The organism is Burkholderia pseudomultivorans (genome assembly GCF_902499075.1).
GTDB lineage: Bacteria > Pseudomonadota > Gammaproteobacteria > Burkholderiales > Burkholderiaceae > Burkholderia > Burkholderia pseudomultivorans.
This window is the reverse complement of sequence record NZ_CABVPP010000007.1, coordinates 1-25,972: the sequence shown is the minus strand read 5'-3', so window position 1 is coordinate 25,972 and position 25,972 is coordinate 1. Positions and strand designations below refer to the sequence as shown.

Genomic DNA, 25,972 nt, shown 5'->3' with positions numbered 1-25,972 from the left:
GGCGCGCTGCGCCCCGCCCCATTCATTCACTGGACCCGTCGCCATGCCACGCTTCGCCGCCAACCTCTCGATGATGTACAACGAGCATGCGTTCCTCGAACGCTTCGCCGCTGCCGCCCACGACGGCTTCAAGGCCGTCGAGTACCTGTTCCCGTACGACTTCTCCGCCGACGACATCCGCGCGCGCCTCGACGCGCACGGCCTCGAACAGGCGCTGTTCAACGCGCCGCCCGGCGACTGGGCTGCCGGCGAACGCGGCATCGCGTCGCTGCCGGGCCGCGAGGACGAGTTCCGGCGCGGCATCGACCAGGCGCTCGACTATGCGCGCGTGCTCGGCAACAAGAAGCTGCACGTGATGGCCGGCCTGGTCGCGCCGGGCGCCGACCGTGCGCGCCATCGCGACACCTATGTCGCGAACCTGCGCCACGCGGCACAGGCCGCCGCCGCGCACGGCATCACGGTGCTGATCGAGCCGATCAACCAGCGCGACATGCCCGGCTATTTCGTGAGCCGGCAGGACGACGCGCATGCGCTCTGCGCGGACATCGGCGCGCCGAACGTGAAGGTGCAGTTCGACTGCTACCACTGCCAGATCGTCGAAGGCGATCTCGCGATGAAGCTCAAGCGCGACTTCGCCGGCATCGGACATATCCAGATCGCGGGCGTGCCCGAGCGTCACGAGCCGGATCTCGGCGAACTCAACTACCCGTATCTGTTCGAGCTGATCGACGCGCTCGGCTACGACGGCTGGATCGGCTGCGAATATCGCCCGAAGGCCGGCACGTCGGAAGGACTCGGCTGGCTGCGCGCCTACCTGTAATTCAAGCATTCCGAAGAGGATTCACACCATGAAGGTACTGATCACCGGCGGCGCCGGCTTTCTCGGCCAGCGCCTCGCGCGCAAGCTGCTCGAACGCGGCGAACTGACCGGCCCCGGCGGCCGGCCCGAGAAGATCGACGAGCTGGTCCTGCTCGACGTCGTCAAGGGCAGCGATTTCGGCGACGCGCGCGTGACGTCGATCGTCGGCGACATCGCCGACCGCGCGGTGCTGGAAAGCGCGATCGACACGCAGACGGGCGCGATCTTCCACCTCGCGGCGATCGTCAGCGGACAGGCGGAAGCCGACTTCGATCTCGGCATGCGGATCAATCTCGACGCGTCGCGCGCGCTGCTCGAAGTGTGCCGCGCACGCGGCCACCAGCCGCGCGTCGTGTTCACGAGCTCGGTCGCCGTCTACGGCGGCACGCTGCCCGAGGTCGTGCAGGACGACACCGCGCTGAATCCGCAATCGTCGTACGGCGCCGAGAAGGCGATCGCCGAGCTGCTGCTGTGCGACTACGCGCGACGCGGCTTCGTCGACGGCCGCGTGCTGCGCCTGCCGACCATCAGCGTGCGGCCCGGCCGGCCGAACGCGGCCGCGTCGTCGTTCGCGAGCGGCATCATCCGCGAACCGCTGAACGGCGAGGAAAGCGTGTGCCCGGTGCCGGGCTCGACGCGGCTGTGGCTGCTGTCGCCGCGCGGCGCGATCGATGCGCTCGTCGCGGGCTGCGAACTCGACGGCGCGCAGCTCGGCAACAAGCGCGCGATCAACCTGCCCGGCCTGTCGGTCTCGGTCGACGAGATGATCGCCGCGCTGCGCGAAGTGGCGGGCGACGAAGTCGCGAAGCGGATTCGCCATGTGCCGGACGAACGCGTCGAGAAGATCGTCGGCAGCTGGCCCGGCCGCTGGGACACGACGCGCGCCGAAGCGCTCGGCCTCAAGGGCGACACGTCGTTCGCGGATGTGATCCGCAGCCATATCGAAGACGAACGGCGCTGATGCATCGGCGCACCGTCGCGGCATGCGGCGGTGCGCCGCCCTTCATCGCGGCGACGCCGACCGGCGTCGCACTGCGAACTGCCACGCGAACAAGCCGGGGACGTAGAACAGCAGGTCGCGCACGCGCCGCGCGCCGGCCAGCGCCAGGCAGGTCGGCGCATCGAAGCCGAGCAGCCCGCCGATCAGCACGAACCCGCCCTCCTGCACGCCGAGCCCGCCCGGCATCGCGAACGCGATGCTGCTCAGCATCTGGATCAGCGCCTCGATCACCAGCGCCTGCGCAAACGTCGCGTCCGCGCCGAGAAAGTGCAGCGCGATCCACAGTTCGAGCGCATGGCCGGCGAACTGCAGCGTCTGCCAGATCGCGACGTAGCGCACCACGATGCCGGTCTTTCGCCAGATCAGCCGCAGCGACTGGTCGGTCCGCGCCGATTCGCCGACGAGCGCGACCACCTTGCCGCTCGTCACGCGATTGATCGCGCGCATCGCGCGTTCGAACGGCCGCGCATGCTGCACCAGCACGAACAGCAGCAGGATCGGCATCATCGCGGCCATCCCGAGCGCGAGCTGCGCCGCGACGCGCGCGGTATCGGACGACACATGCTCGAGCACGTAGCCGATCGCGGCCAGCGCGAACACGACCTGGCTGACCAGCGTGAGCTGCATGTCGGCGACGAGGCTGGCCACGGCGGTCGCCGGCCGCACGCCCGCGCGCCGGAGCAGGCTGAACGACACGATCTCGCCGCCGATCCGCGCGACCGGCAGCAAGCCGTTGATCGATTCGCGGATCCACACGAGCTCGAGCATCGTCGCGAACGACGGCCGGCGCGCGCCGCGGATCAGCATCCGCCAGTCCCACGCATTCGCGAGCATCGGCAGCACATGCACCAGCGCGGCGAGCAGCAACCCGGCGCCGGCCGTCTGCAGCCGACGCAGGATCTCCAGCGGATGCTCGCGCCAGATCAGCCAGACGGCGATCACCAGCCCGCCGAGTGCGGCCGCGCGCCCCGCATGCCGCAGCCGCGCCTCGCGGCGCACGGACAGCCAGTTGCCGCCGGCGTCGCCGGAATACGCATCGCGCATCACGCCTCGCCCGCCGGCGACAGCCGGCCCTGACGGTCGACGCGAAAGCGCTTGCCGCGCCACACGACATGCGACGAGAAGAAGCTCGACACGAATACCGCGAACTGCACGACATCCACCAGCGGCAGCCACACGGCGCCGCGCGTGCCGGCACCGGTCGCGCGGCTCGTTCTCAGCACCAGCAGCGCGCGCGCCGCGAGCGCCGCGACGGTCAGCCCCCACGCGGCGCTCGTCCCGCCCGACAGCAGCGCGGTCAGCAGCGCGAGCGGAAGCGGATGCATCAGCACCGAGCCGGCATGGCCGAGCCGGTCCGCCGCGCGGATCGTGCAGCTCCAGCGCAATTCATGCGCGTACAGCGTCGCGAAGGTCCGTTCGACGCACGCGTGCCCGACGACGAACGGCGGGATCACGACGCGGGCGCCGACCTGCCGCACCGCTTCGCCGAGCGCGTGGTCCTCGGCCAGGTGATGCGCGAAACGGGCGAGCCCGCCGATGCGTTCGAGCGTCGCGCGCGTGATCGCGATCGTCTGCCCGAAGCACGGCCGCGCACGCCCGATGAACAGCCCGGTAATCACGCCCGGCAGGAAATGGAAGTTGGTCATCGCGGCGGCGAACGCAGGCCAGACACCCGGCGACGGCACCCCGCGATACACGCTCGTCACGATGCCGACATCGGGCTGCTGTAGCGCGCCGACGACCGCGCGCAGATAGTCGCGCTCGACGAGCACGTCGCTGTCGGCCAGGCAGAGCACCGCGTGCTCCGCGTGTTCGAGCATGTTGACGAGATTGGCGATCTTGCGATTCGGCCCGTACAGCCGCGCATCGGCGACGACCTTGATGTTCGCGTCCGGATAGCGCACGCGCAGCGCGTCGACGGCCGCGAGCGCGGCGTCGCCCGCATCGTGCACGCCGAACAGGTGCTGTACCGGCCCCGGATAATCCTGTACGAAGAAGCTTTCAAGATGCTGTACGAGATGCCACTCGTCGCCGTGCAGCGGCTTCGCGACGGTGACGCCCGGATAGTCGTGCGGCGACGGCGACGGCCGCGCGAAGAACCTGCCGACCAGTACGCTGGCCGTCACCGTATACGCGATGCCCAGCAGCACGGCCAACCCGCAGACCATCGACATCGCGCCGCCAAGCGCGTGCAGCTCATGCAGCAAAACCATGCTTCCCCCCGTGGTGGCCCATCCGGCAGCAACGCCCGCGCGCAGGCGGGCTCACCCGAGCAGGTGGCCGAACCGGTTTCCGTTGAGCCGGATGTAAAGGACGACCAGCAGACGGTACGCGCAATCAGATGACACGACTACCTTGCTGCGGTCGATTCCGGCCGCGCGCACGTGTCCGCACACGATCGCGGCCCTGAACGCCGCGTCGGCAAGCCTGCGGGCCGCCACGATGGCCGTCGCGACGGCCACGACGGTCCAGCCGCGAAACGTCGTCGTGGTGAAGAAAACGGCGGGGACGCGCAACACAAGCAGCAGAACCAGCACGAAGCACTGGATGAACATGCCGGCCAGCGCGGCGATCAGCAGGTGGGCGCGCCATCGCTGGATCGTCGAGGGTGCCATCGTGAGTGAATCTCCCGTAGAACGACTGTCATCGACCCGAAAGGTCGGGGCGGCGCGAACGAGCGCGTTCCGCGCCGTGGCAGAAGCACCGGACCGGAGTCGGGATCAGGGGAATCGGAGATCGACCGGAGAAATGCTGTGGCCGATAGTAGCGGGAATGCCGGCGGCAAACCTTAAGCGTTCTTCAGAATCGTCCGGCATTCGACACCCCGTCGATTACAATCCGTTGCACGGCGCGCGCAGTCGGCCTCGTACAATCGCTGCGCGTGCATTGCGAATCGACCATGCGACTCCTCCTTGTTGAAGACGACGATCTGATCGGCAGCGGCCTCGAAGTCAGCCTGAGCCAGGCCGGCTATCACGTCGACTGGCTGCGCGACGGCAACGCGGCCGCCGCGGCGCTCGCGACCACGCGCTTCGCGCTCGTCGTGCTCGATCTCGGCCTGCCGGGGAAGTCCGGCACGCAACTGCTGCGGGCGTTGCGCGATGCGGGCGATACGGTGCCGGTGCTGGTGCTGACCGCGCGCGGCAACGTGGCCGATCGCGTCAGCGGCCTCGACGACGGCGCGGACGACTATCTCGCGAAACCGTTCGAGCTGTCCGAGGTGCTCGCACGCTGCCGCGCACTCGTGCGGCGCTCGCAGGGCCGCGCCGGCGACGAGATCGTGTGGCGCGACATCACGATCGACCTGACCACCCATACCGTGACGCGCGACGCATCGCGCATCGCGCTCACCGCGCGCGAATGGGCGATCCTGGTACAGCTCGTCAGCCACCAGGGCATTCCGCAGTCGCGCGCCCGCCTCGAGGACGGCCTGTACGGCTGGCAGGAAGGCCTCGAAAGCAACGCGATCGAGGTCCATATCTCGAACCTGCGCAAGAAGCTCGGCGCGGACCTGATCCGCACCGTGCGGGGCATCGGCTACGTCGTCGACAAGCCATGATGTCGCGCTCGATTCGACGCCGCGTATCGTTGATGGCGGTCGGCTGCGTGACCGTCGTGTGGATCGCCGCGGTATTCGGCAGCTTCCGGCACGCGACGCGCGAGATCGGCGAATGGGACGATGCGCGCCTCGTCGAATATGCGTCGCTGCTCGCGGTCCTGTCGCCGGGCGACCTCGACCGGCTCGCCCGCTCCCCGCCCGATTCGCGCGTCGAACTGCCCGGCCGCAGCTCCGACCCTGAAAACGACAGCGATCGACAGCCGCGCGACGTGCTGTTCGAAGTGCGCGACGCACAGGGCAGCGTCATCGCGTCGAGTCTTCCGGCCGCTGCCGGGCTGCCCGACGCGCACGACACGCTCGGCACACCGGAAACGATCGTCATCCGCGGCACCGAGTGGCGCATGCACACGTTGCGCGACCGCGCGTCGGGGCGGTCGATCCGCGTGATGGAGACGGCGAACACGCATAGCGATCTGGCGACCGGCATCGCGCGCGGCATCGTCTGGCCGCTGATCGGCGCGCTGCCGGTGCTCGCGCTGCTGCTCTGGTACGTGATCGGGCGCAGCCTCGCGCCGCTGAAAACCTTGTCGGCCGTCATCGGCGCGCGCGACGCGCGCTCGCTCGAGCCGCTCGGCATCGCGACCGTGCCGGACGAAGTGCGCACGCTGGTCGACGCGATCGACCGCCTGCTCGCGCGCCTGCGGCAGTCGATCGGGCGCGAGCGCGCGTTCACGTCCGACGCCGCGCACGAACTGAAGACGCCGCTGGCCGCGATCAAGGTGCAGGCGCAGGTGGCGCTGTCGACCGACGATCCGGCGCGCAAGCAGCTCGCGATGCAACGCGTCGTGCAAGGCGTCGACCGCAGCGCGCGCCTCGCCGAACAACTGCTGCTGCTCGCCCGGCTCGACGAATACGAACCCATTCCGACGCGCGCCGTCGGCATCCGCGAACTCGTCGACGCGGCCGTCGAGCGCCATCTCGCGCCAGCATCGGACAAGGCCATCGACATCGTCGCCGGCGACCTCTCCGCACGGGCGATCCAGGCCGATCCGATCCTGATCGGCATCCTGCTCGACAATCTGCTCGACAACGCGATCAAGTACGGCCGTCGCGGCGGCCGCGTCGAGATCGGCGTGCACGACGACGGCGCGACCCAGCGCATCGTCGTGCGCGACGACGGGCCGGGCGTCGCCGACGACGAGCACGAGCGGATCGGCGACCGCTTCTATCGCGGCAGCGGCACGCAGGCGCCCGGCAGCGGGCTCGGGCTGTCGATCGTCAAGCGCATCGCGCAATACTTCGGCGGCAGCGTGCAGTTCGGGCGCGGCATCGACGGCGCGGGCCTCGGTATCGCGATCGCGCTGCCGTCGGCGGATACCGTCGCATCGGCGCCGCCTGCTTAACCTTTCGTTAAGAATTCCTCCGTAGAATCCGCGTGACGCCAACGCCTCGATTCATTTATCTGGAGATGCCATGTCCACGCCGGCCCGATACGACGCAGTCGCCCGCCTTCTTCACTGGCTGATCGTGGCGCTCGTCGTCGCGCAGTATGCGATCGGCTGGACGATGCCCGACATCCATCGCGGCACGCAGCCGGTCGGCCTGATCGCCGCGCACCTGATCGTCGGCACCGCGCTGCTCGCGGCGATGGCGTGCCGCGTGCTGTGGCGCGCGACGCACCGGCCGCCCGCCAGCGACCTGTCGCCCGCGATGCGTATGCTGTCCGGCGTCACGCATGCCGGGCTCTACGTGCTGCTGATCGCGGTGCCGCTGCTCGGCTGGATCAACGCGTCGTCGCGCGCGTGGGCCGTAACGCTGGTCGGTATCGTTCCGTTGCCGGCGCTGTCGGCGGCCGGCTCCGGGTTCGGTCACGCCATGGGCGACGTGCACGGCATCCTCGCATGGGTGTTGCTGGCCTGCATCGGCCTGCACGTCGGCGCCGCGCTGCTGCATCGTTTCGTGCTGCGCGATGGCGTGGTGCAGCGGATGATGCCTTGGTAAACGCTGTTTTCGCGTTCATCCTGCGCATGACGCGCATGGCGCGAATCGCCCGATCATCAGGATTCCTGCTTTCGAGATGAATGCAAACGCAACGATCGGGCCGCTGCATCAACTGCCGAAATACACCGAGCAGTAACTCGCCGGGCCCACGCACGCGCCGGAAGCCGGCACCGCCGGCTTCACGGCCGGCTTGCCCGCATCGGACGCGCTACCGGCATAGCCGCCGGCACCGCTGTTCGCCTGGTCGCGCCGCGTCTCGGCTGCCGCGCCTTCGAACAACGGACTGACGGCCGGATACGACGTATCGGTCACGAAGCGCGAACCCTGATCCTCGGCCTCGATCAATGCCTGGCGCACTTCGGCGCGCGTCAGTGCCTGCGCCGACGCATGCGTTGCAAAACCTGCGAACGAAACGACCGCCATCGACGCGGCGATCAGCCTGGACGTGTTCATGATCAGCTCCTTCGGGAAGTGGAAAAACGACTTGCCACACCCCGTAGGACGCACCCCGCCAATCGTTTATTCCCGTCATGCGGCTGCACGCGCATTCATTTTCCTGTCATTGATTCGTCAGTCGGCGTAACCTGACGTAACGCAGTCGCCACCGTGCCTGGGGCAGACTGACGTCACCCTACGGACCGCCATCGATCGCCCATGTCCGCCGTCTACGATTACGCCGCCGGCCTGCTGCGCACGCTGTACGACCGCCATCTCGACGGCGGCGCCGTGCTCGATGCGGCCGCCTTCCCCGACGCCGACCGTTTCGTTCGCACGTGGCCGGCCATCCGCGCCGAAGCGCTCGCCGTCGCGCGCGACCTGCCGCGCATCCCGCGCTTTCACGAAATCATGAGCGAGCAGCGCGACATCTCGGCCAACGATGCGCGCGACTGGCGCATGTTCATCATGCAGGCATACGGGCAGCCGTTTCCGCGCAACCTGTCGCGCTGCCCGAGCGTCGCGTCGCTCGTCGCGGCATCGCCGGACGTGCTGTCCGCATCGCTGTCGTTCCTCGCGCCGGGCAAGCATATCCCGCCGCACCGCGGCCCGTTCCGCGGCATCCTGCGCGGCTATCTCGTGCTGTCGATGCCGAAGCGCGCGGACGGCACGCCGGCGGCCGTGCTGAAGGTCGACGGTCGCGAGTACCGGCTCGACGAAGGCCGCTTCCTGCTGTGGGACGACACGTTCGAGCACGAGGTCTGGAACGCCAGCGACGAAGTGCGAATCGTGCTGCTGCTCGACATACGCCGGCGCGGGATGCCGCGTCTGCTCACCTGGCTGTCGAATGCGGTGATCGGCATCGTGCGGCTCGGCATTCGCATTCGGGGCGGATCGATTCCGGTCTAGTTCCCGGCGCGCAGCACCATACGGATCGCCTACACTACAGAACCGACGGCCGCTGCACGCCTGCGCACGGCCCCCTTTCCGGCGACCCGCGATGGCACACCTTTTCTTCGCCGCTTCGATCCAGCGGCATATCGAGACGCCCGAGCGCGACGTCGACGCGCGCACGCTCGGCGACGCGCTGGAGACGGTGTTCGGCGAGCAGCCGCGACTGCGCGGCTACATCCTCGACGATCAGGGCGCGCTGCGAAAGCATCTCGCGGTGTTCATCGACGGCCGGCCGGTGCGCGACCGCCAGCATCTGTCCGATCCGCTCGACGCCGCGAGCCGCGTCTACGTCGTACAGGCGTTGTCCGGCGGATAAAGGGGTCGATCTCGATCGGCGCATGTGCCGCCCGCGCCGTCCGAACCCGCAACAGACAAGGAGACACCCGGCATGAACGATCGATTGCTTGTCGCCACCCGCAAGGGGCTGTTCGTGCTGCACGCCGACGGCGCCGGCGGCTGGTCGCTCGGCGCGCCGCATTTCGTCGGCGAGCCGGTCAGCATGACGCTCGCCGATCCGCGCGACGGCACGCTCTATGCCGCGCTCAATCTCGGCCATTTCGGCGTGAAGCTGCATCGCCTGCGCACCGGCGCGGCCGATTGGGAACCATGCGCGGTTCCCGTCTATCCGCCGCAGCCGGCCGACGAAACCGCTGCGGGCAGTCGCTCCGCCAACGACGAAGACGACGCCCCGCCGTCCGCGCCGGGCCCCGCGTGGTCGCTTCAGCAGATCTGGTCGCTCGAAGCCGGCGGCGCGGACGAGCCGGGCGTGCTGTGGGCCGGCACGATTCCCGGCGGGCTGTTCCGTTCCGACGACGGCGGCGACACGTGGACGCTCAACCGCGCGCTGTGGGATCGCCCGGAGCGGCGCGAATGGTTCGGCGGCGGCTACGATGCGCCGGGCATCCATTCGGTGATGGTCGATCCGCGCGACAGCCGGCACGTGACGGTCGGCATCTCGTGCGGCGGCGTCTGGCAAACCGGCGACGGCGGCGCGACGTGGCGCGTGAGCGCCGACGGCATGGAAGCCGACTACATGCCGCCCGAGCGGCGCGGCGAGGCGAACGCGCAGGATCCGCACCGCGTCGTCCAGTGCGCGGCCGCGCCGGACGTGCTGTGGACGCAGCACCATTGCGCGATCTTCCGCTCGACCGACGGCGCGGCGCACTGGCAGCGGATCGAGGCCCGGCCGTCGAGCTTCGGCTTCGCGGTCGCCGTGCATCCGCGCGAGCCGGACACCGCGTGGTTCGTGCCTGCCGTGAAGGACGCATGCCGGATTCCGGTGAACGGCGAGTTCGTCGTCACGCGCACGCGCGACGGCGGCCGCAGTTTCGAGCCATTCTCGAACGGCTTGCCGCCCGCGCCCGCCTACGATCTCGTGTACCGGCACGGGCTCGCGGTCGACGACTCGGGCACGCGCCTCGCGATGGGATCGACGACCGGCGGATTATGGACGTCCGCAGACGGCGGAGAAAACTGGCAACAGGTGTCCGCGCATCTGCCGCCGATCTATTGCGTCCGGTTCGGATGACGGGATGCGGCACGGCCGGTCGCAGGAGACCGCCGCGTTGGACTGCGCGCGCGTGCCATGTGTCTTCGTCGTTCGCTTCCTGAACGCCTCATCCGCGTCGCTCATGCACCCGCACCGATGCGGGCGACTTCATCCTGATGCCGGTCGTGTCGTGGTGGCTCGCCATCTCCTGGTTCGATGCGTTCGTCGTCGATATCGCGCTGTTCGCGTTCTTCTTCTGCTACGCGTTCGTGTTCCAGTGGACGTTCGATCGCGTGTTCGACGTGTCGGCGGCGCCCCGGCCACGCTGAAAAACGACGCGGCCCGCACGCATCGCGCGCGGGCCGCGTTTCGTCCGGTCGGCCCGCCGCCGCAGCGGCGGCAGCGCCGATCGTCGCGATGTTCAATGCACGCCGAGATACGCCTTCACCGCCGGCAGGCCCGGCTTGCCGTCGACCGTCGTCACGCCGGCCAGCCACTTGTCGAGCATCTGCGGGTTCGCCTTCAGCCACTCGGCAGCCGCCTTGTTCGGGTCTTCCTTGTTCATGATCGGCACCATCACATGGTTTTCGATCGCGGTCGTGAACTGCAGGTTCGACACGAACTTCGCGACGTTCGGGCAGCGCTGCGCATAGTCGGGCGGCGTCGCCGTCAGCACCTTCGCCTCGCCGTAGTTCGGGCCGAACACGTCGTCGCCGCCGCTCAGGTAGTCGATCTTCATCTGCACGTTCATCGGATGCGGCTCCCAGCCGAGGAACACGATCCACTGCTTGTCGCGGATCGCACGATTCACCTCGACCAGCATCCCGGCCTCGCTCGACTCGACGAGCTTGAACTTGCCGAGCCCGAACTGGTTGCCGTCGATCATCTTCTTGATCAGCGCGTTGCCGTCGTTGCCCGGCTCGATCCCGTAGATCTTGCCGTTCAGCTTGTCCGCGTACTTCTGGATGTCGGCGAACGACTTCAGGCCGCCCTGGTACACGTAGTCGGGCACCGCGAGCGTGTACTTCGCGCCGGTCAGGTTCGGCGTCGCGAGCACCTTGATCGTGCCGGCCTTGGTGAACGGCTGGATGATCGGGTCCATCGTCGGCGACCAGTAGCCGAGGAACACGTCGATCTGCTTGCTCTTGATCCCTGCGAACGTGATCGGCACCGACGCGATGGTCTTCGTCGGGTTGTAGCCGAGCCCTTGCAGCATCGTCGACGCAAGGCCCGTCGTCGCGGCGATGTCGGACCAGCCGACGTCCGCGAACCGGACGTTCTTGCACACCGGCGGATCGGCCGCATGAACGGCCGAAACCGGTGCGGCGGCGATCCCGATGCCACATGCCGCTGCGATCAATAGGCGCTTCATCTTTCTTCTCCTCTAAGTGATGCTGTTTGCACGAGTACGGGATCGTCATGAAAGCCGCGCGCCGCGATCCCGGCGGCGCCGCGGATGATTCGCGCCGGTCAGCGTCCCGGCAGCCGGCGTTCGTAGCTCGGCGCATGGCCGAACTGCGCGCGATAGGCCTTGCTGAAATGACACGGCGAATGGAAGCCGCAGACGGTCGTCACGCGCGCGATCGACGCGTCGGTCGTGCGCAGCAGGTCGCGCGCGCGCTTCAATCGCAGCGTCAGGTAATAGTGGGTCGGCGACACGTTCAGGTACACCTTGAACATCCGCTGCAGATGCCGCTGCGACAGTCGAACGAGCCGCGCGAGCTCCTCGAGCGACAGCGGCTCCTCGATGTTCGCTTCCATCAGCCGCACGACCTCGATCAGCTCCGCGCGCGAAAAACCGACGCGGGCATCGACCGGGATCGGCTGCGTGTCGGTCGAGCTGCGGATGCGTTCGAGAATGAACTGCTCCGACACCTGCGCGGCAAGCTGCTGGCCGAAGCGCATCCCGACGAGGTTCAGCATCAGGTCGAGCGGCGCGGTGCCGCCCGTGCAGGTCAGCCGGTCGCGATCGACGACGAACAGCTCGTCGGCGAAGCCCACCTGCGGAAACTCGGTATGCAGTGCGGACAGGTTTTCCCAGTGCACGGTGCAGCGATAGCCGTCGAGCAGCCCGCTCGACATCAGCGCATACGCGCCCGTGCAGATCCCGCCGAGCGGCAGGCCGCGCTCGGCGAGCGCCGCCAGCGTATCGCGCGCGCCGTCGTCGACCACGTCGCGGATGCGGATCCCGCCGCACACGATCATCACGTCGGGCAGGCGCGTATAGTCGAGCGCCTGCGTCGGGCGCACCGCGATCCCGTTGCTCGCATGCACGGGCGCGCCGTCGAGCGAGTAGATCGACCACCGGTAGTGGTCCTCGCGGGTCACGTAGTTTGCCATCCGAAGCACTTCGACCGCGCTCGAGAACGCGATCATCGAGAAATTCGGCAGTGTCAGGAAGCCGAAGTGCGCGAGGGACGAAACCGGTGAAACGCAGGCAGCGGGCGCGACAGCGGCGGCGGACGTCACATCGCTCTCCTATCGACGAGGTTGCAGAAGTTCAGCCCCGTGGCGCACGCCACGGGAGCCGGTGCTTGAGTGGAGGAAGGCGGCCGGACGAGAGGCGTCGGCCGCCGGTCGATCAGGCCTGCGCGGTTTCGGCCTTCATGCGGAACAGCTGCTTCAGGCCCGAGAACAGCGGGGCGCGGACGGTGCCCGGTGCGCGGCCGAAGCTTTCGGTGATGCGGTCGAGAATGATCGCGAGCAGCACGACCGACAGGCCGCTTTCGAAACCGAGGCCGATGTCCAGGCGCTGGATGCTCGCGAGCACGTCGTTGCCGAGACCGCCCGCGCCGACCATCGACGCGATGATCACCATCGACAGCGCCATCATGATCGTCTGATTCACACCCTGCATGATCGACGGCAGCGCATTCGGGAACTGCACCTTGTACAGCAGCTGCCACGGCGTGCAGCCGAACGCCTGGCCGGCTTCGACGATCTCGCGGTTCACGTGGCGGATGCCGAGGCTCGTCAGGCGCACGGCCGGCGGCATCGCGAAGATCACCGTCGACAGGATCCCCGGCACGCGGCCGAGACCGAACAGCATCGCGGCCGGAATCAGATAGACGAAGGCCGGCATCGTCTGCATCAGGTCGAGGATCGGACGCACGATCGCGGCCACCCACTTGCTCTTCGCGGCCCAGATGCCGAGCGGAATGCCGAGCACGAGGCTGATGATCGTCGACGATAGCGTGAGGCCGAGCGTGATGACGGTCTGGTCCCAGAAGCCCGTCGCGAAGATCAGCAGCAGCGACGCGGTCGTAAACAGCGCGAAGCGCCAGCCGACCCGCCACAAACCGATGCCGATGAAGATCGCCATCATCAGCCACATCGGGATCGCCTGCAGCCCGTGCTCGACGAATGCCGCGAGACCCTCGATCGCCTGACCGATCGCGTCGAAGGTCTTCGCGTCGTGGTCGAGCAGGTAGTGAACGGACTGGTCGACCCAGGTACCGAGCGGAATCATTTCAGACATGGGAACCTCGCGAACGCGTGATGGCCTTCAGGATAAGAGCGCGGTCGACCGAGCCGCAGTAGCAGCCGTCGTCGTCGACGACGGGCAGCGCGTTCGGGTTCGCCACCACGCGGGCGACGACGTGATCGAGCGTCGCGTCGCGGCGGATGCTTTCGATCGGCCGCACCGACGGCGTGGCCTGACCGATCGCATCGCGCGTGACGAAGCCGCGCAGCTTGCGTTCGGCGTCGAGCACGAACGCGTATTCGGCGCTGCCGTTCAGCGTCGCCGCGACGTTCGCGGCATCGCACTTCGACACGATCGGCACCGCGCCCGTCTGCATCAGGTCGCCGGCCGTCAGGTAGCGGCTCGTGTCGATGCCGTCGAAGAACGCGCGCACGTAGTCGTCGGCCGGGTTCGCGATGATGTCCTGCGGCGTGCCGACCTGCACGAGCTTGCCGCCTTCCATGATCGCGATGCGGTTGCCGATGCGCAGCGCCTCCTCGAGATCGTGCGACACGAACATGATCGTGCGGCGCTGTTCCTTCTGCAGTTGCAGCAGCACGTCCTGCATTTCGCGGCGCTTGAGCGGATCGAGCGCGGAAAATGCCTCGTCCATGATCATCAGCGACGGGTTCACGGCCAGCGCGCGCGCGAGGCCGACGCGCTGCTGCATGCCGCCCGACAGCTCGGACGGCAGCTTGTGCGAGAACGGTGCGAGGCCGACCTGTTCGAGCACTTCCATCGCACGCCGTTCGCGCTCCTTCTTGCCGACGCCGGCGACCTCGAGGCCGAACGCCGCGTTCGACACCACGGAGCGATGCGGCATCAGCGCGAACGACTGGAACACCATGCTCATGTCCTTGCGGCGCAGCGCGGTCAGCGCCGAGCGGCGCGCCGACGCGACGTCGAGCCCGTCGATCAGCACCTTGCCGGCGCTCGGATCGACCAGCCGGTTCACGAGGCGGATCAGCGTGGATTTGCCGGAGCCGGACAGGCCCATCAGCACGAAAATTTCGCCTTCCTGCACGTCGAACGATACGTTGTGCACGCCGACAACCTGGCCCGTGCGCTTCAGTACGTCGTCCTTCGTCGCACCGGCGGCGAGCATGTCGAGCGCCTGCTGCGGATTACTTCCAAACACCTTGCACAGACCTTCGACTACGACCTTGGGGGCATCCATCGAAACCTTCTCCTCGTGTAGCGGGGACTCACGCGTGTCACAGCGTGCCTACATAGTTGCCAGAAAAAACCCCGGCCTGCCGACGAATTACGACAAACGCTTGCGCAAATACGACACACCCCGCAGCCCCGCCGGGCGGCCAGGTGCCCGCGGCGGCCTTCGATTGCGGCGATGCAAAACGCGTACGGCCAGCAACGACGGGCATCGCGACCGGGTCTTGTGCGCAGCAGCGGATGCCTTGTCGGGCGATGTTTTGCGACAACGCCGACCGCACGCGCGTCGCTTTGCGACAATTTCACGTCCGATCAGACTGTCTCGCCAATAAAAAGCATGACCGTCCGCAAAAGCGATGCGAAGCCTGCGCCGCAAGCGGATCGCACACCTGCCGCGGCGCCGCTCCAAGCTCGAAAATCGCCGTCGGCAGCTGTGATACATTCCCCGCAATCCAGCGAGGCCGCGCGCCCCTGTCGCGCGACGCTCCGCTGACGATGCACGCAAGCCGGTTCGCCTGCCGGCCGTGCAGAAACAGCCTCGATCCGGCACGACCCGCGATCGAAGGACGATAAAGATAGAGAGGGAGCAAGGCGATGAACTGGGCCTTTGCCGTAATCGGCTTCGTCGTGGGCGGCATCGCCGCATTGATCGGGGATTTCTCGGCCGCCAATGGCTCGCTGCTCGGCGCGGTGGCCGGCTTCTGTCTCGGCTATATGCTGCGGCAGCGCAAGCGCAGCGACGACAGCAGCAACAGCACCGCACGCGATCCGTTCACGCTGCCCGCGCAGCCGCAACAGCCGGTCGCGCCGCTCGCCGATCGCGTCGCGCGCCTCGAAGCGACGGTCGAATCGCTGAACCGCGAAGTCGCTTCGCTGCGCGCTCAACTGGCCGGCGCGAAGGCCGGGACGACGCCTGCCGACGCAGTTGCATCCGCGCCCGCTGCGACCGCCGCCGGCGTCACGGCCGCGCCGCTGACGCCCGCACCTGTTGCCCCTGCCGGTCCACCGTCACGCCCGCCCGCGCAACCGGCGGTCGCCCGCCCGGCAGCTGCGCCGGCTTCCGCATCGGCGCCCGCGCCGACGCCCACACCGCACGCGACACCGGTTCCGGCCGCAACACCACGCACAAACGAAAGCCCCGCCGCCGCTCCGGTGCCCGCCACACCGCCGCGCCCTGCCGCGCCCGTGCCGCATGAACCCGGTTTTGCCGAACGCGCATTCCGCGCCGCGCGCGACTGGCTGCTCGGCGGCAACACGGTCGTGCGCGTCGGGATCATCGTGCTGTTCTTCGGCGTCGCGTTCCTGCTCAAGTACGCGGCCGACAACAACCTGCTGCCGATCGAATTCCGCCTCGCCGGCACGGCGCTCGGCGCGGCCGCGCTGCTCGCGCTCGGCTGGCGCATGCGCGCGCGCCGCGCGGCATACGGCCTCGTGCTGCAAGGCGGCGGCGTCGGCATCCTGTACCTGACCATCTTCGCCGCGACCAAGCTCTATGCGCTGCTGCCCGTCGGCGCGGCGTTCCCGCTGATGGTCGCGGTCTGCGCACTGAGCGCGTTCCTCGCGGTCAAGCAGAATGCGCTGCCGCTCGCGTTCATGGGCAGCGCCGGCGGCTTTCTCGCGCCGGTGCTGCTGTCGACCGGCCACGGCAGCCACGTCGCGCTGTTCAGTTACTACGCATTGCTGAACGCAGGCATCTTCGCGATCGCGTGGTTCAAGGCATGGCGGCCGCTGAACCTGCTCGGCTTCGTGTTCACCTTCACGATCGGCTCCGCATGGGGCGTGACCGCATACCGCCCCGCGCTGTTCGCCAGCACCGAACCGTTTCTGCTGCTGTTCTTCCTGATGTACGTGGGCATCGCGCTGCTGTACGCGGTGCGTCGCGAACTGGCGCTCCGGCACTACGTGGACGGCACGCTCGTGTTCGGCACGCCGATCGTCGCGACCGCGCTGCAGGCCGCGCTGGTGAAGGACATGCCGTTCGGGCTCGCGTGGAGCGCCGTCGCGCTGTCGGCGTTCTACGTCGCAGTCGCCGCGTGGCTCGCGCGGCGGCGCGCGCGCCTCGCGCTGCTGTTCGAAGCGATGCTCGCGCTCGCGGTGATCTTCGCGACGCTCGCGGTGCCGCTCGCCTTTTCCGGCCCGACGACCAGCGCGGCCTGGGCGATCGAGGGCGCGGCGCTGGTCTGGATCGCGGTGCGCGAGAAGCGCCTCGCGCCGTTCTGCTTCGGCCTGCTGATGCAGGTCGCGGCCGCCGGCGCGTTCTTCACGAGCCTGCTCGGACCGAGCGATGCGAACGCGCTGCCGGTGCTCAACAGCGCCTATATCGCGATGCTGCTGATCGCGCTCGCCGGCCTGTTTACGGGCTGGTGGCTGCACGGGCGCGACGAGGCGCGCGCATGGCGTGCGTGGGCGCCCGAGATCGGCGCCGCGGCCGCCGCGTGGGGCTTGCTGTGGTGGATCAGCGGCGGCCTTCATGAAATCCTGCTGTACGCGAGCCGGCACGTCGATCTGCATGCCGACCGCTTCGTCGTCGATGCGATCGCGCTGTTCGCGGCCGGCACCGCATGGCTCGCACACGTCGCGCGCCGCCGGCTCGCATGGCCGCTCGCCGAATGGCCCGCGCTGGCGCTGACGCCGGTGCTTGCGCTGCTCGCGGTGCGTGCATACGAAGCGCACGAAGCGCCGCTGTCGGGCATGGGCGCGTTCGCGTGGCCGATCGCCGTGATCGCGTGTTATGCGTTGCTGTGGCGTCAGTCGCGCGACGGCACCACCGACGCCGCCGCGAAGGATGCTGCGGCTCCCGCGCGCAGCCACGTCGCCGGCCTGCTGGCCAGCCTGATCGCACCGCTGCATACGCTGATGTTCTGGACGCTGTGCGGACTGCTGTCGCTCGAAGGGTTCTGGCGCCTGCGCACGTTCGTGCCCGAAGGCGCATGGAGCTGGAGCGCATGGGCATACGGCTTCGGCGCGCTGCTCCTGCTGGTGTCCGGCCCCGGCTCGCGGCTGCGCTGGCCCGTCGCAGCGTTTCCGCGCGCGTACCAGGTGTGGGGCGCGGCGCCGCTCGCCATGCTGCTGTGGGCGTGGAGCATCGCCAGCGTGACCAGCGACGGCGACGCGTCGCCGCTGTTCTGGCTGCCGCTGCTCAATCCGCTCGACGTCGCGCAGGGCCTCGTGTTCGTCGCGATCGCGGCGTGGCTGCGCCGGCTGAAATCGCTCGGCATCGGATGGCATCCGCGCGTCGTCGACTTCGCGGCGATCGCGACCGTGTTCCTGTGGTTCAACGCGCTGATGCTGCGCACGCTGCATCACCGTTTCCACCTGCCCTACGACGTCGATACGGTGCTCGCGTCGTTCGGCCTGCAGCAGGTGTTCATGGTCGGCTGGAGCCTGTTTGCGTTCGCCGGGATGTGGCTGACGCGCCGCGACGGCATCGCGCGCGTGTGCGCGCTCGCGTCGCTGCCGCTCGTCGTCGTGATGTGGGTGTGGACCTTCTACGCGAACTTCACGCAGGACGGCGGAAGCTGGGCGCGCGTGCCGCTGTTCAATTCGCTCGATCTGGTGCTGGTGGTCGTCTATGCGCTCGCGGTGTCGTGGTTCGTGCGCGTGCGCCGCTTCGGCTGGTCGTTCGACAACTATCGCGTCGAACTGCTGAGCGCTGCCGGCGCCACCGCGTTCCTGTGGCTGAACGCCATCCTGCTGCGCACGCTGCATCACTGGACCGGCGTGCCGTACGCATTCGGCGCGATGGCGGCATCGACGCTCGTGCAGGCGTCGGTGTCCGTGTACTGGACGCTCTGCGCGCTCGCGACGATGATCTGGGCGACGCGTCGCGGGCTGCGTCCGCTGTGGTTCGTCGGCGCCGCGCTGCTCGCGCTGACCGTCGTCAAGCTGTTCCTGTTCGACCTGTCGCACGTGACGGGCATCGAACGCATCGTGTCGTTCATCGGCATCGGCGTGCTGCTGCTGTTGATCGGTTATTTCTCGCCGCTGCCGCCGAAGGCCGCGGCCCATCGCGAAGACACCCCATGAAGCCGCTTGCCGCCCTGCTCGGACTGAGCCTGCTGGCGTCGTTCGCGGCGGCGGCCGACGGCGCGCCGCCCGCCGAGCGCGTCGAACAGCGTTTTGCGCTCGACCTCGACGGCAGCGCCGCGTACTACCAGCTGACCGTGCCGCAGCCCGTCTATGCGGCGAGCCGGCGCGACGATCTCGGCGACCTGCGCGTGTTCAACGGCGCGGGCGAGCCGGTGCCGTATTCGCTCGACGCGCCGGCCGCCGCGACGCCGGCAGCGCCGCCGTCGCGTGTTCCGGTGCACTGGTTTCCGCTGCCGGCCGCCCGCGCCGACGACGGCCACGCGCCGCTCGGCGTGTCGGTCGGGCCCGACGGCTCGTTGCGGGCCGCCGTCGTCGCACCGTCGCGCGCGAAGCGCGGCGCGGATCTCGTCGACCTGTCGCATGCGGACGGCCAGCCCGACGCGCTGCTCGTGCACGTGAGCGACGACAGCTACCAGGGGCGCGTCGCCGTCGAAGCCAGCGACGACCTGCGAAGCTGGCGCCTGCTCGGCGATACGCAGTTGCTGAAGGTCGGTCGCGGCGACGCGATGCTGGTGCAGGAGCGCATCGCGCTCGACGGCGCCGCGCCGCGCTATCTGCGGCTGAACTGGCTCGACGGCGCGCCCGCGATCGCGTCGATCGAGATCGAAACGCATCCGCGCGACGCGCGCGCAACCGACGCCGCGGCCGTGCCGCGCCAATGGCGTAATGCCGTGCACGTGCGGACCGGCGACGCGACGGGCGAATACCGGTTCGAAACCGACGGCGCGTATCCGGTCGACCGGCTGCGCATCGACCTGCCGCAGCCGAACACCGTCGCGCGCGCGACTTTGCAGAGCCGTCCGAACGCGCAGACGCCGTGGCGCGACGTCGCGGACGCCGTGCTGTTCCGGCTGCAGGGCAAGGCCGGCGAGCAGCGCAATCCGCCGCTCGCGTTCGCCGCAAATACGGATCGCACCTGGCGGCTCGTCGTCGACATGCGCAACGGCGGGCTCGGCAGCGGCCAGCCGGCCATCTCGTTCGGCTGGCATCCGGCCGCGCTGACCTTCGTCGCGCGCGGCGCGCCGCCGTTCACGCTCGGCGTCGGCAATGCGTCGCTGGTGTCGTCGGCGGTGGGGCGCGACGCACTGCTGGTCGGCATGGCGCCCGAGGTCCGGCCCGCGCGCGTCGGCGCCGCACTGCCAGTCGCGGCGCCCCCGCCGGCACCGGTCGACGTCGATACCGACGCGAAGCGCCGCTACGTGCTGTGGGGTGCGCTGGTCGCCGCAGTCGGCGTGCTCGGCACGATCGCGTGGCGACTCGCGCGCGGCAGCGGCAATCCGCGCGGCGACGACGAGTGAGCTTGCGCGGAACGAAAAAAAGCCCCGCCTGCATCCGCGCGGCGGGGCCAACCCATGTCAGTAGAGACATCATGGAGGAGACGGATTCATCATATCGACGACGAGATGCGATCCCAACCAAGCATTTCTGCTATCGATCTGCGCCGCCGCACGCACGATCGACCTGCCCGCACCGCATATCGATAGAACGAAAAGTCGTTTTCACAGCGGCGACGGGGTCGTTACCATGCTGTTTTAAGCCTGTGCTTAGCCGGGCAAGCCATCGCTGAGGAGCGCCCCTTGACTGCATTCGATCAACACCGCCGCCCGTTCGTCGTCGGCATCGGCGGCACCACCCGCGCAGCGTCGTCGACCGAACGCGCGCTGTCGTTCGCACTGCGCGGCGCGCAGGCAGCCGGCGCGCGCACGCGCCTGTTCGACGGCCCGTTCCTGCACACGCTGCCGCACTACGCCCCCGAGCACAAGACGCTGACCGACGCGCAGCGCGAGCTGATCGACGCGGTGCGCGAGGCCGACGCGATCATCATTGCGACGCCCGGCTATCACGGCGGTGTCTCGGGCCTCGTGAAGAACGCGCTCGACACGCTCGAGGAACTGCGCGCCGACGAGCGCCCCTACCTCGACGGCCGCGCGGTCGGCCTGATCGTCACCGCTTACGGCTGGCAGGCGGCCGGCACCGTGCTGACTTCGCTGCGCTCGATCGTGCACGCGCTGCGCGGCTGGCCGACGCCGTTCGGCGCCACCGTCAACACGCTCGAAACGCGCTTCGACAGCGCCGACAGCTGCTCGGACCCGAAAGTGGTCGCACAGCTCGAAACGGTCGGCGCGCAGGCCGCCGAATTCGCGCTCGCCTTCGCGTCGCATCGCGCGGCGTCGCATGCGGCGTCGGTCGACGCGCTCGCGCCCGTGCTGAAGATCGCCAACAACAAGTAACGCCCCGCCTTCCCGCCGCCCGCGCCCGGCCGACGACGTTCGCCCGCGCGGGTGGCGCATATGCGGCCCACTCCCGCGGATGCCGCCCCGCCGACGTCAACGCACACGCGCCCGACCGCCGATAAAGATTCTGCCCGCCACCTGATTTGCATTGGCCGAAAGATTGGTTCACGCGGGCCGCGGGTTTTCGTACGCTGAAAGCCCGAACCTTCTTCGCGCAAGCCATGAACCGCACGATCCGCTACAAGGGCTACGAAGTCGCCCCCGCTGCCGCCCGGCTGCCGAACGGGCTGTTCGCCGCCAACCTGACGATCGAGAAGGCGAGCGGCGGCCCGTCGTCACGCGCCGTTTCGTTCGACGCGATCGACTTCTTCTTCGAGGAGGAGCACGCGCTCGCCTACGCGTCCCGCTGGGGGCGCCTCTGGGTCGACACGCACGCCTGACGCGTCGGGTGCGGCGTGCGCATGGCCGCACGAAAATACGCGAATACGGAAGCTATGTGAGAATCTTTCGATCCGTAATCGCATAACAACAGCCATGACTGACACGCTGCACGAAGAGCATGCAGCAGCAGATCACGCGATGCGCAACTGGACTTTCGAGAGAACGGGTCCGGTCCGGATCGGTTCCGATGCGCACAAGCAGATGTTCTGCCGCATGCTGCTCGATACACACAACCCGTACAAGCCGGCCGTGATCGACTGGCCGCCGCTCAAGCCGAACGAGCTCGAGCGGCTCACGTCGCTGCCGATCTGGGACATCGCGGTCCAGACCGAAGGGCGCGCATCGATCCGCGTCGCGACGTTCGCGGCGACCGTCGACGATCCGCTGCTGCGGCAGGCGCTCGACATGGACGGCAGCGAGGAAGCGCGCCACAAGGTCGTCCTGTCGAAGCTGGTCGACGCGTACGGCATCAAGCTCGCGCCCGAGCCGGCCTATCCCGCGCCGAAGGATCCCGAGTGGTCGTGGATGGTGACGGGCTTCAGCGAATGCATCGACAGCTTCTTCGCGTTCGGGCTGTTCCGCTCCGCGCAGCGCTCCGGCTACTTCCCGCCCGAACTCGTCGACACCTTCGAGCCGGTGATCCAGGAAGAAGGCCGCCACATCCTGTTCTTCGTCAACTGGTTCGCATGGTACTGGCGCAACATGCCTTGGTGGCGCCGGCCGTGGTTCTTTGCGCGCGTCGCGGCCGTGTGGGCGTTCCTGGTATGGGAGCGCATCGGCATCGCGCGCGGCATCGACGCCGACGGCGTCGCGCATGACGCAAACTTCCCGGCGACGGGCACGGCCGCCGTCGGCGACGCGCTCGATCCGCGCGAACTGATCGAACTGTGCCTGTCGGAGAACGACCGGCGGATGGCCGGCTACGACGGGCGCCTGTTGCGCCCGACCTTCGTCCCGCGCATGGCGCGCCTCGCGCTGCGCTTTATCCGGAAGAAATAGGCTGGACGGGCCCCGGGGTCGGATCGTGATCCGGCGGCGGCGGCCCGTTTGGGTTTTCATCCCGCATCAGGTGTCGTGATCGGTTGTTCACGATCCACGGCGCAGGTTGCGCAGGGCCGATCGGCCACTGGCAGCCGATGGCGCCGCTCGCGATCGCACGCCGGTCACATGCGCCTCCGCGCAACGCGGCGGCTTCGGCCTCAAGCTCGTTTTCCCGGGCTGCCGCGGACCCTTCACCGGACTCCCCCGCCTCGGGCACTACGTGCCGCCCGGACACGGACGCATCCCGCCCTTTTCACCCGTCCGGGATCTTGCACGGTGTCGGGGCGAGCGAATCGGTACGTCGGCAAACTTGCCGAAAAAGCCGTTTCCGCCAATCGGAAAATTTGACGGTAAATCGACGGCGTCATGTCTCTATCTCGGTAGCAAATTCTTACAAATCCGCCAGACGGACCGCTTCGAGAGGCCCGTCCCACGGGCGATCGCACGGAGGGCGATGCGCAAATCTGCACAATCGGAATTCCACGATTTATCAATTATTATATTAAATACAATCCATACAAATTTGATATATCTAGATAATAGAGAACATTTCAAAATCTCAACGAGAGGTCTTATTTATTCAGAACCTGCCACTCGGCAAACATTACATTCGCGAAAGAATTACCACACGCGCAAACGTTTGCTCTTTCGATTTCCTTTCATCTTCATATGAATAATGCTTGTTGCGAGCCACATATTTCCAGCATCCTATTGATTTAAAACGAAAAACTATCGTGGATCAGATTTGGAAAACTTCTTACACAATACCTTTTCACACCCTCCATAGTCATTACCGCCTGCTGCATCAAAATGTGATCAATTAACGATCTTTTGACTTTCGAAACCGTCAATTTGTCATTCCTTTGCAGTCTCAAAAATCACCCTCCAATAAACTCCGGCGATATTTTTGAGATGCGCGCGAGCGTCCGGCATATTCATCTAACGAAAGAGACCGGTGTGTTGCGTGCTTATTTGGAGGTAGCAGGGCATGAACCGCACATACCGCTCGATCTGGAACGAAGCACTCGGGGCCTGGGTCGCTGCATCGGAAATTTCTACCGCGCGCGGCAAGCCGAACAAGTCGGCTGTGGCGAAGGCCGTGGTGGCGGCCGTACTCGCGACCGGGGCAGGCGTAACCCACGTCGCGCACGCGCAGTACACGGTGGGTACCCGATCTTCCGCGAGCAGCGGTGCGGTCGCAATCGGCGGCGGTACCGGATCGTCGTACTCCTCCACGGCGTCGGGCCTTTACGCGGTCGCGATCGGCAACGGCGCAACCGCTACCGGAAACGCGTCGGTTGCCGGCGCGATCGCGATCGGCAACGCAACGGCCGGCACGTCGAACTCGACTTTGCAAAACGGTGCAATTGCAATCGGCCAGGGCGCTCAGGCTATCGGCACCAACTCGGGCCAGGGAACCTCGCCGGTGGCCATCGGCGCCACCGCGACGGCCACCGGCCTCGGCTCGCAGGTTGCAATCGGCGACCAGGCACTCGCCACCGGCACGGACGCGCTCGCGATCGGCGGCCATGCCGGTGCGACAGGCTCGCAGGCGACCGGCAACCAGTCGATCGCGATCGGCCAGTCGGTCACCGCGTCGAGCCAGTCGTCCGTCGCGATCGGCAACGGCGCGACGTCGGCCGCCAGCGGTGCGGTCGCACTGGGCGCCAGCACGGCCGGCGTGGGCGTCAATTCGATGGCGCTCGGCAATTCGGCTCGAACGATGTCCAACGGCGACGTTGCGATCGGCCAGAGCGCCTATGCGCAGGGCACGACCGGAACGGCGACGGGCCTGTCCGCCACCGCGCTCGGCAACGCCGCAACGGCGACGGGGAACAATGCCGCTGCGTTCGGCAACACCTCGAATGCATTGGCCAACAATACGACCGCCTTCGGCGCGGGCGCCTCCGCGACCGCCGCGAACGCATCGGCGTTCGGTACGGGGGCTACGGCAAACGTGACGGGTTCGGTTGCAATCGGCCAGGGCGCGGTGACGACCGGCACAGCATCGACCGCGACTGGCGGTACCAGCACCGTGCTCAGCACGACGATCGGCGGGCAGACGTTCGGCAGCTACGCCGGCAGCGCTGCAAACGGCGGGGTCGTCAGCGTCGGCTCCGTCGGTGCGGAACGACGCGTGCAGAACGTCGCCGCGGGCCTGGTTTCGGCCACCAGCACCGATGCGATCAACGGCAGCCAGTTGTATTCGGTCGCTAGCACGACGACTTCGAGCATCGCCAGCCTTTCCTCGTCGACGTCGACGGGGTTGTCGTCGGCCAACAGTTCGATCGGGTCGTTGTCGACCGGGCTGAGCTCGACCAACAGCTCCGTGCTGTCTCTGTCCACGTCGACCTCGACCGGCATCAGCTCGCTGTCCACCGGACTCAGCTCCACCAACAGCAATGTCGCCTCGCTGTCGTCCTCGACTTCGACGGGGCTGTCGTCGGCGAACAGCTCGATCGGGTCGCTGTCGACGGGCCTGAGCTCGACCAACAGCTCGGTGTTGTCGCTGTCGACGTCGACCTCGACCGGTATCAGCTCTCTGTCCACTGGACTCAGCTCCACCAACAGCAATGTCGCTTCGCTGTCGTCGTCGACTTCGACAGGGCTGTCGTCGGCCAATAGCTCGATCGGGTCGCTTTCGACCGGGCTGAGCTCGACCAACAGCTCGGTGTTGTCGCTGTCGACGTCGACCTCGACCGGCATCAGCTCGTTGTCGACCGGCCTCAGTTCCACCAACAGCAATGTCGCTTCGCTTTCGTCGTCGACTTCGACGGGGTTGTCGTCGGCGAATAGCTCGATCGGCTCGCTGTCGACGGGGCTTAGCTCGACCAATAGCTCGGTGCTGTCGTTGTCCACCTCGGCTTCGACCGGCATCAGTTCGCTGTCCACCGGCCTCAGTTCCACCAACAGTAACGTCGCTTCGCTGTCGTCGTCGACTTCGACGGGGCTCTCGTCGGCTAACAGCTCTATCGGCTCGCTGTCGACGGGGCTGAGCTCCACTAATAGCTCGGTGCTGTCGTTGTCCACCTCGACTTCGACCGGCATCAGCTCGTTGTCGACCGGCCTCAGTTCCACCAACAGTAACGTCGCTTCGCTTTCGTCGTCGACTTCGACGGGGTTGTCGTCGGCAAATAGCTCGATCGGCTCGCTGTCGACCGGGCTTAGCTCGACCAATAGCTCGGTGCTGTCGTTGTCCACCTCGGCTTCGACCGGCATCAGTTCGTTGTCCACCGG

The 25,972-nt window shown here is 67.8% G+C and carries 22 protein-coding genes and 1 pseudogene; 15 read left to right on the top strand and 8 right to left on the bottom strand.

What is annotated here, in order from left to right; translation table 11 throughout:
• Positions 1-43 precede the first annotated feature (43 nt).
• Positions 44-820: a 2-oxo-tetronate isomerase gene (gene otnI / locus BST28156_RS07405; RefSeq protein WP_060244562.1), complete on the top strand. Its 777-nt coding sequence runs from the start codon at positions 44-46 to the stop codon at positions 818-820.
• A gap of 28 nt (positions 821-848) precedes the next feature.
• On the top strand, positions 849-1,820 hold the full coding sequence (gene denD / locus BST28156_RS07400) for a D-erythronate dehydrogenase (RefSeq protein ID WP_174901893.1): 972 nt from the start codon (positions 849-851) through the stop codon (positions 1,818-1,820).
• Positions 1,821-1,862: 42 nt separating this feature from the next.
• On the opposite strand, the gene BST28156_RS07395 is transcribed toward denD, so the two are convergent.
• Genes BST28156_RS07395 through BST28156_RS07385 form a run of 3 tightly spaced genes read right to left on the bottom strand, consistent with a single transcriptional unit; the run spans position 1,863 to position 4,474 of the window.
• Positions 1,863-2,903, bottom strand: a complete 1,041-nt coding sequence (locus BST28156_RS07395) for a lysylphosphatidylglycerol synthase domain-containing protein (RefSeq protein WP_174901892.1) — start codon at positions 2,901-2,903, stop codon at positions 1,863-1,865.
• Positions 2,903-4,072: a bacteriohopanetetrol glucosamine biosynthesis glycosyltransferase HpnI gene (hpnI, locus tag BST28156_RS07390; RefSeq protein WP_174901891.1), complete on the bottom strand. Its 1,170-nt coding sequence runs from the start codon at positions 4,070-4,072 to the stop codon at positions 2,903-2,905. The genes BST28156_RS07395 and hpnI overlap by 1 nt, the downstream gene beginning before the upstream one ends.
• Before the next feature lie 51 nt (positions 4,073-4,123).
• Positions 4,124-4,474: a hypothetical protein gene (locus BST28156_RS07385; protein WP_060244572.1), complete on the bottom strand. Its 351-nt coding sequence runs from the start codon at positions 4,472-4,474 to the stop codon at positions 4,124-4,126.
• Positions 4,475-4,758: 284 nt separating this feature from the next.
• Between BST28156_RS07385 and BST28156_RS07380 the strand changes: the two genes are divergently transcribed.
• The 3 genes from BST28156_RS07380 (at position 4,759) to BST28156_RS07370 (ending at position 7,419) form a co-directional block, all read left to right on the top strand.
• Positions 4,759-5,418 (top strand): response regulator, encoded by a 660-nt coding sequence (locus tag BST28156_RS07380; RefSeq protein WP_060244573.1) that lies wholly within the window; start codon positions 4,759-4,761, stop codon positions 5,416-5,418.
• The gene (locus BST28156_RS07375; protein WP_174901890.1) at positions 5,415-6,821 is read left to right on the top strand and encodes an ATP-binding protein; all 1,407 of its coding nucleotides are present in this window, start codon (positions 5,415-5,417) and stop codon (positions 6,819-6,821) included. Before BST28156_RS07380 ends, BST28156_RS07375 begins: the two co-directional genes overlap by 4 nt.
• Before the next feature lie 70 nt (positions 6,822-6,891).
• On the top strand, positions 6,892-7,419 hold the full coding sequence (locus tag BST28156_RS07370) for a cytochrome b (protein WP_174901889.1): 528 nt from the start codon (positions 6,892-6,894) through the stop codon (positions 7,417-7,419).
• Positions 7,420-7,527: 108 nt separating this feature from the next.
• Here the strand turns inward: BST28156_RS07370 and BST28156_RS07365 are convergent, their stop codons facing one another.
• Entirely contained in the window at positions 7,528-7,872 is a 345-nt protein-coding gene (locus tag BST28156_RS07365) for a DUF4148 domain-containing protein (RefSeq protein WP_174901888.1), read from the bottom strand.
• Positions 7,873-8,073: 201 nt separating this feature from the next.
• On the opposite strand from BST28156_RS07365, the gene BST28156_RS07360 reads away from it, so the two are divergent.
• From BST28156_RS07360 to BST28156_RS07345, 4 genes are all read left to right on the top strand, one after another.
• The gene (locus tag BST28156_RS07360; protein WP_174901887.1) at positions 8,074-8,763 is read left to right on the top strand and encodes an aspartyl/asparaginyl beta-hydroxylase domain-containing protein; all 690 of its coding nucleotides are present in this window, start codon (positions 8,074-8,076) and stop codon (positions 8,761-8,763) included.
• 91 nt (positions 8,764-8,854) lie between these two features.
• Positions 8,855-9,124, top strand: coding sequence for a MoaD/ThiS family protein (locus tag BST28156_RS07355; protein ID WP_060244582.1), 270 nt, complete (start codon positions 8,855-8,857; stop codon positions 9,122-9,124).
• A gap of 72 nt (positions 9,125-9,196) precedes the next feature.
• Positions 9,197-10,336: a WD40/YVTN/BNR-like repeat-containing protein gene (locus BST28156_RS07350; RefSeq protein WP_174901886.1), complete on the top strand. Its 1,140-nt coding sequence runs from the start codon at positions 9,197-9,199 to the stop codon at positions 10,334-10,336.
• Between the two features lie 137 nt (positions 10,337-10,473).
• Positions 10,474-10,626, top strand: a complete 153-nt coding sequence (locus tag BST28156_RS07345; protein ID WP_254596356.1) for a chlorhexidine efflux transporter — start codon at positions 10,474-10,476, stop codon at positions 10,624-10,626.
• A 92-nt stretch (positions 10,627-10,718) separates the two neighbouring features.
• On the opposite strand, the gene BST28156_RS07340 is transcribed toward BST28156_RS07345, so the two are convergent.
• The 4 genes and pseudogenes from BST28156_RS07340 to BST28156_RS07325 all read right to left on the bottom strand — a co-directional run bounded on the left by BST28156_RS07340 (position 10,719) and on the right by BST28156_RS07325 (position 15,480).
• On the bottom strand, positions 10,719-11,669 hold the full coding sequence (locus BST28156_RS07340; RefSeq protein WP_060244587.1) for a choline ABC transporter substrate-binding protein: 951 nt from the start codon (positions 11,667-11,669) through the stop codon (positions 10,719-10,721).
• A gap of 98 nt (positions 11,670-11,767) precedes the next feature.
• On the bottom strand, positions 11,768-12,766 hold the full coding sequence (locus tag BST28156_RS07335; protein ID WP_060244590.1) for a GlxA family transcriptional regulator: 999 nt from the start codon (positions 12,764-12,766) through the stop codon (positions 11,768-11,770).
• A gap of 112 nt (positions 12,767-12,878) precedes the next feature.
• A complete protein-coding gene (choW, locus tag BST28156_RS07330; protein ID WP_060244592.1) occupies positions 12,879-13,775 on the bottom strand; it encodes a choline ABC transporter permease subunit in 897 nt (298 codons plus the stop codon).
• Positions 13,768-15,480 (bottom strand): annotated as a pseudogene (locus BST28156_RS07325) (quaternary amine ABC transporter ATP-binding protein). The gene choW and the pseudogene BST28156_RS07325 overlap by 8 nt, the downstream one beginning before the upstream one ends.
• A 44-nt stretch (positions 15,481-15,524) precedes the next feature.
• On the opposite strand from BST28156_RS07325, the gene BST28156_RS07320 reads away from it, so the two are divergent.
• From BST28156_RS07320 to BST28156_RS07295, 6 genes are all read left to right on the top strand, one after another.
• Complete coding sequence (locus BST28156_RS07320; RefSeq protein ID WP_174901885.1) at positions 15,525-18,956, top strand: DUF2339 domain-containing protein; 3,432 nt, start codon at positions 15,525-15,527, stop codon at positions 18,954-18,956.
• Positions 18,953-20,317, top strand: a complete 1,365-nt coding sequence (locus BST28156_RS07315; protein ID WP_174901884.1) for a DUF3999 domain-containing protein — start codon at positions 18,953-18,955, stop codon at positions 20,315-20,317. Before BST28156_RS07320 ends, BST28156_RS07315 begins: the two co-directional genes overlap by 4 nt.
• A gap of 279 nt (positions 20,318-20,596) precedes the next feature.
• Complete coding sequence (locus BST28156_RS07310) at positions 20,597-21,250, top strand: NADPH-dependent FMN reductase (protein WP_009687262.1); 654 nt, start codon at positions 20,597-20,599, stop codon at positions 21,248-21,250.
• Positions 21,251-21,474: 224 nt separating this feature from the next.
• Complete coding sequence (locus BST28156_RS07305) at positions 21,475-21,693, top strand: hypothetical protein (protein WP_009687263.1); 219 nt, start codon at positions 21,475-21,477, stop codon at positions 21,691-21,693.
• Between the two features lie 94 nt (positions 21,694-21,787).
• A complete protein-coding gene (locus BST28156_RS07300) occupies positions 21,788-22,693 on the top strand; it encodes a ferritin-like domain-containing protein (RefSeq protein ID WP_174901883.1) in 906 nt (301 codons plus the stop codon).
• A 1,030-nt stretch (positions 22,694-23,723) separates the two neighbouring features.
• Positions 23,724-25,972 (top strand): ESPR-type extended signal peptide-containing protein (locus BST28156_RS07295; RefSeq protein WP_302478004.1); only part of this gene is annotated, 2,249 nt, incomplete at its 3' end.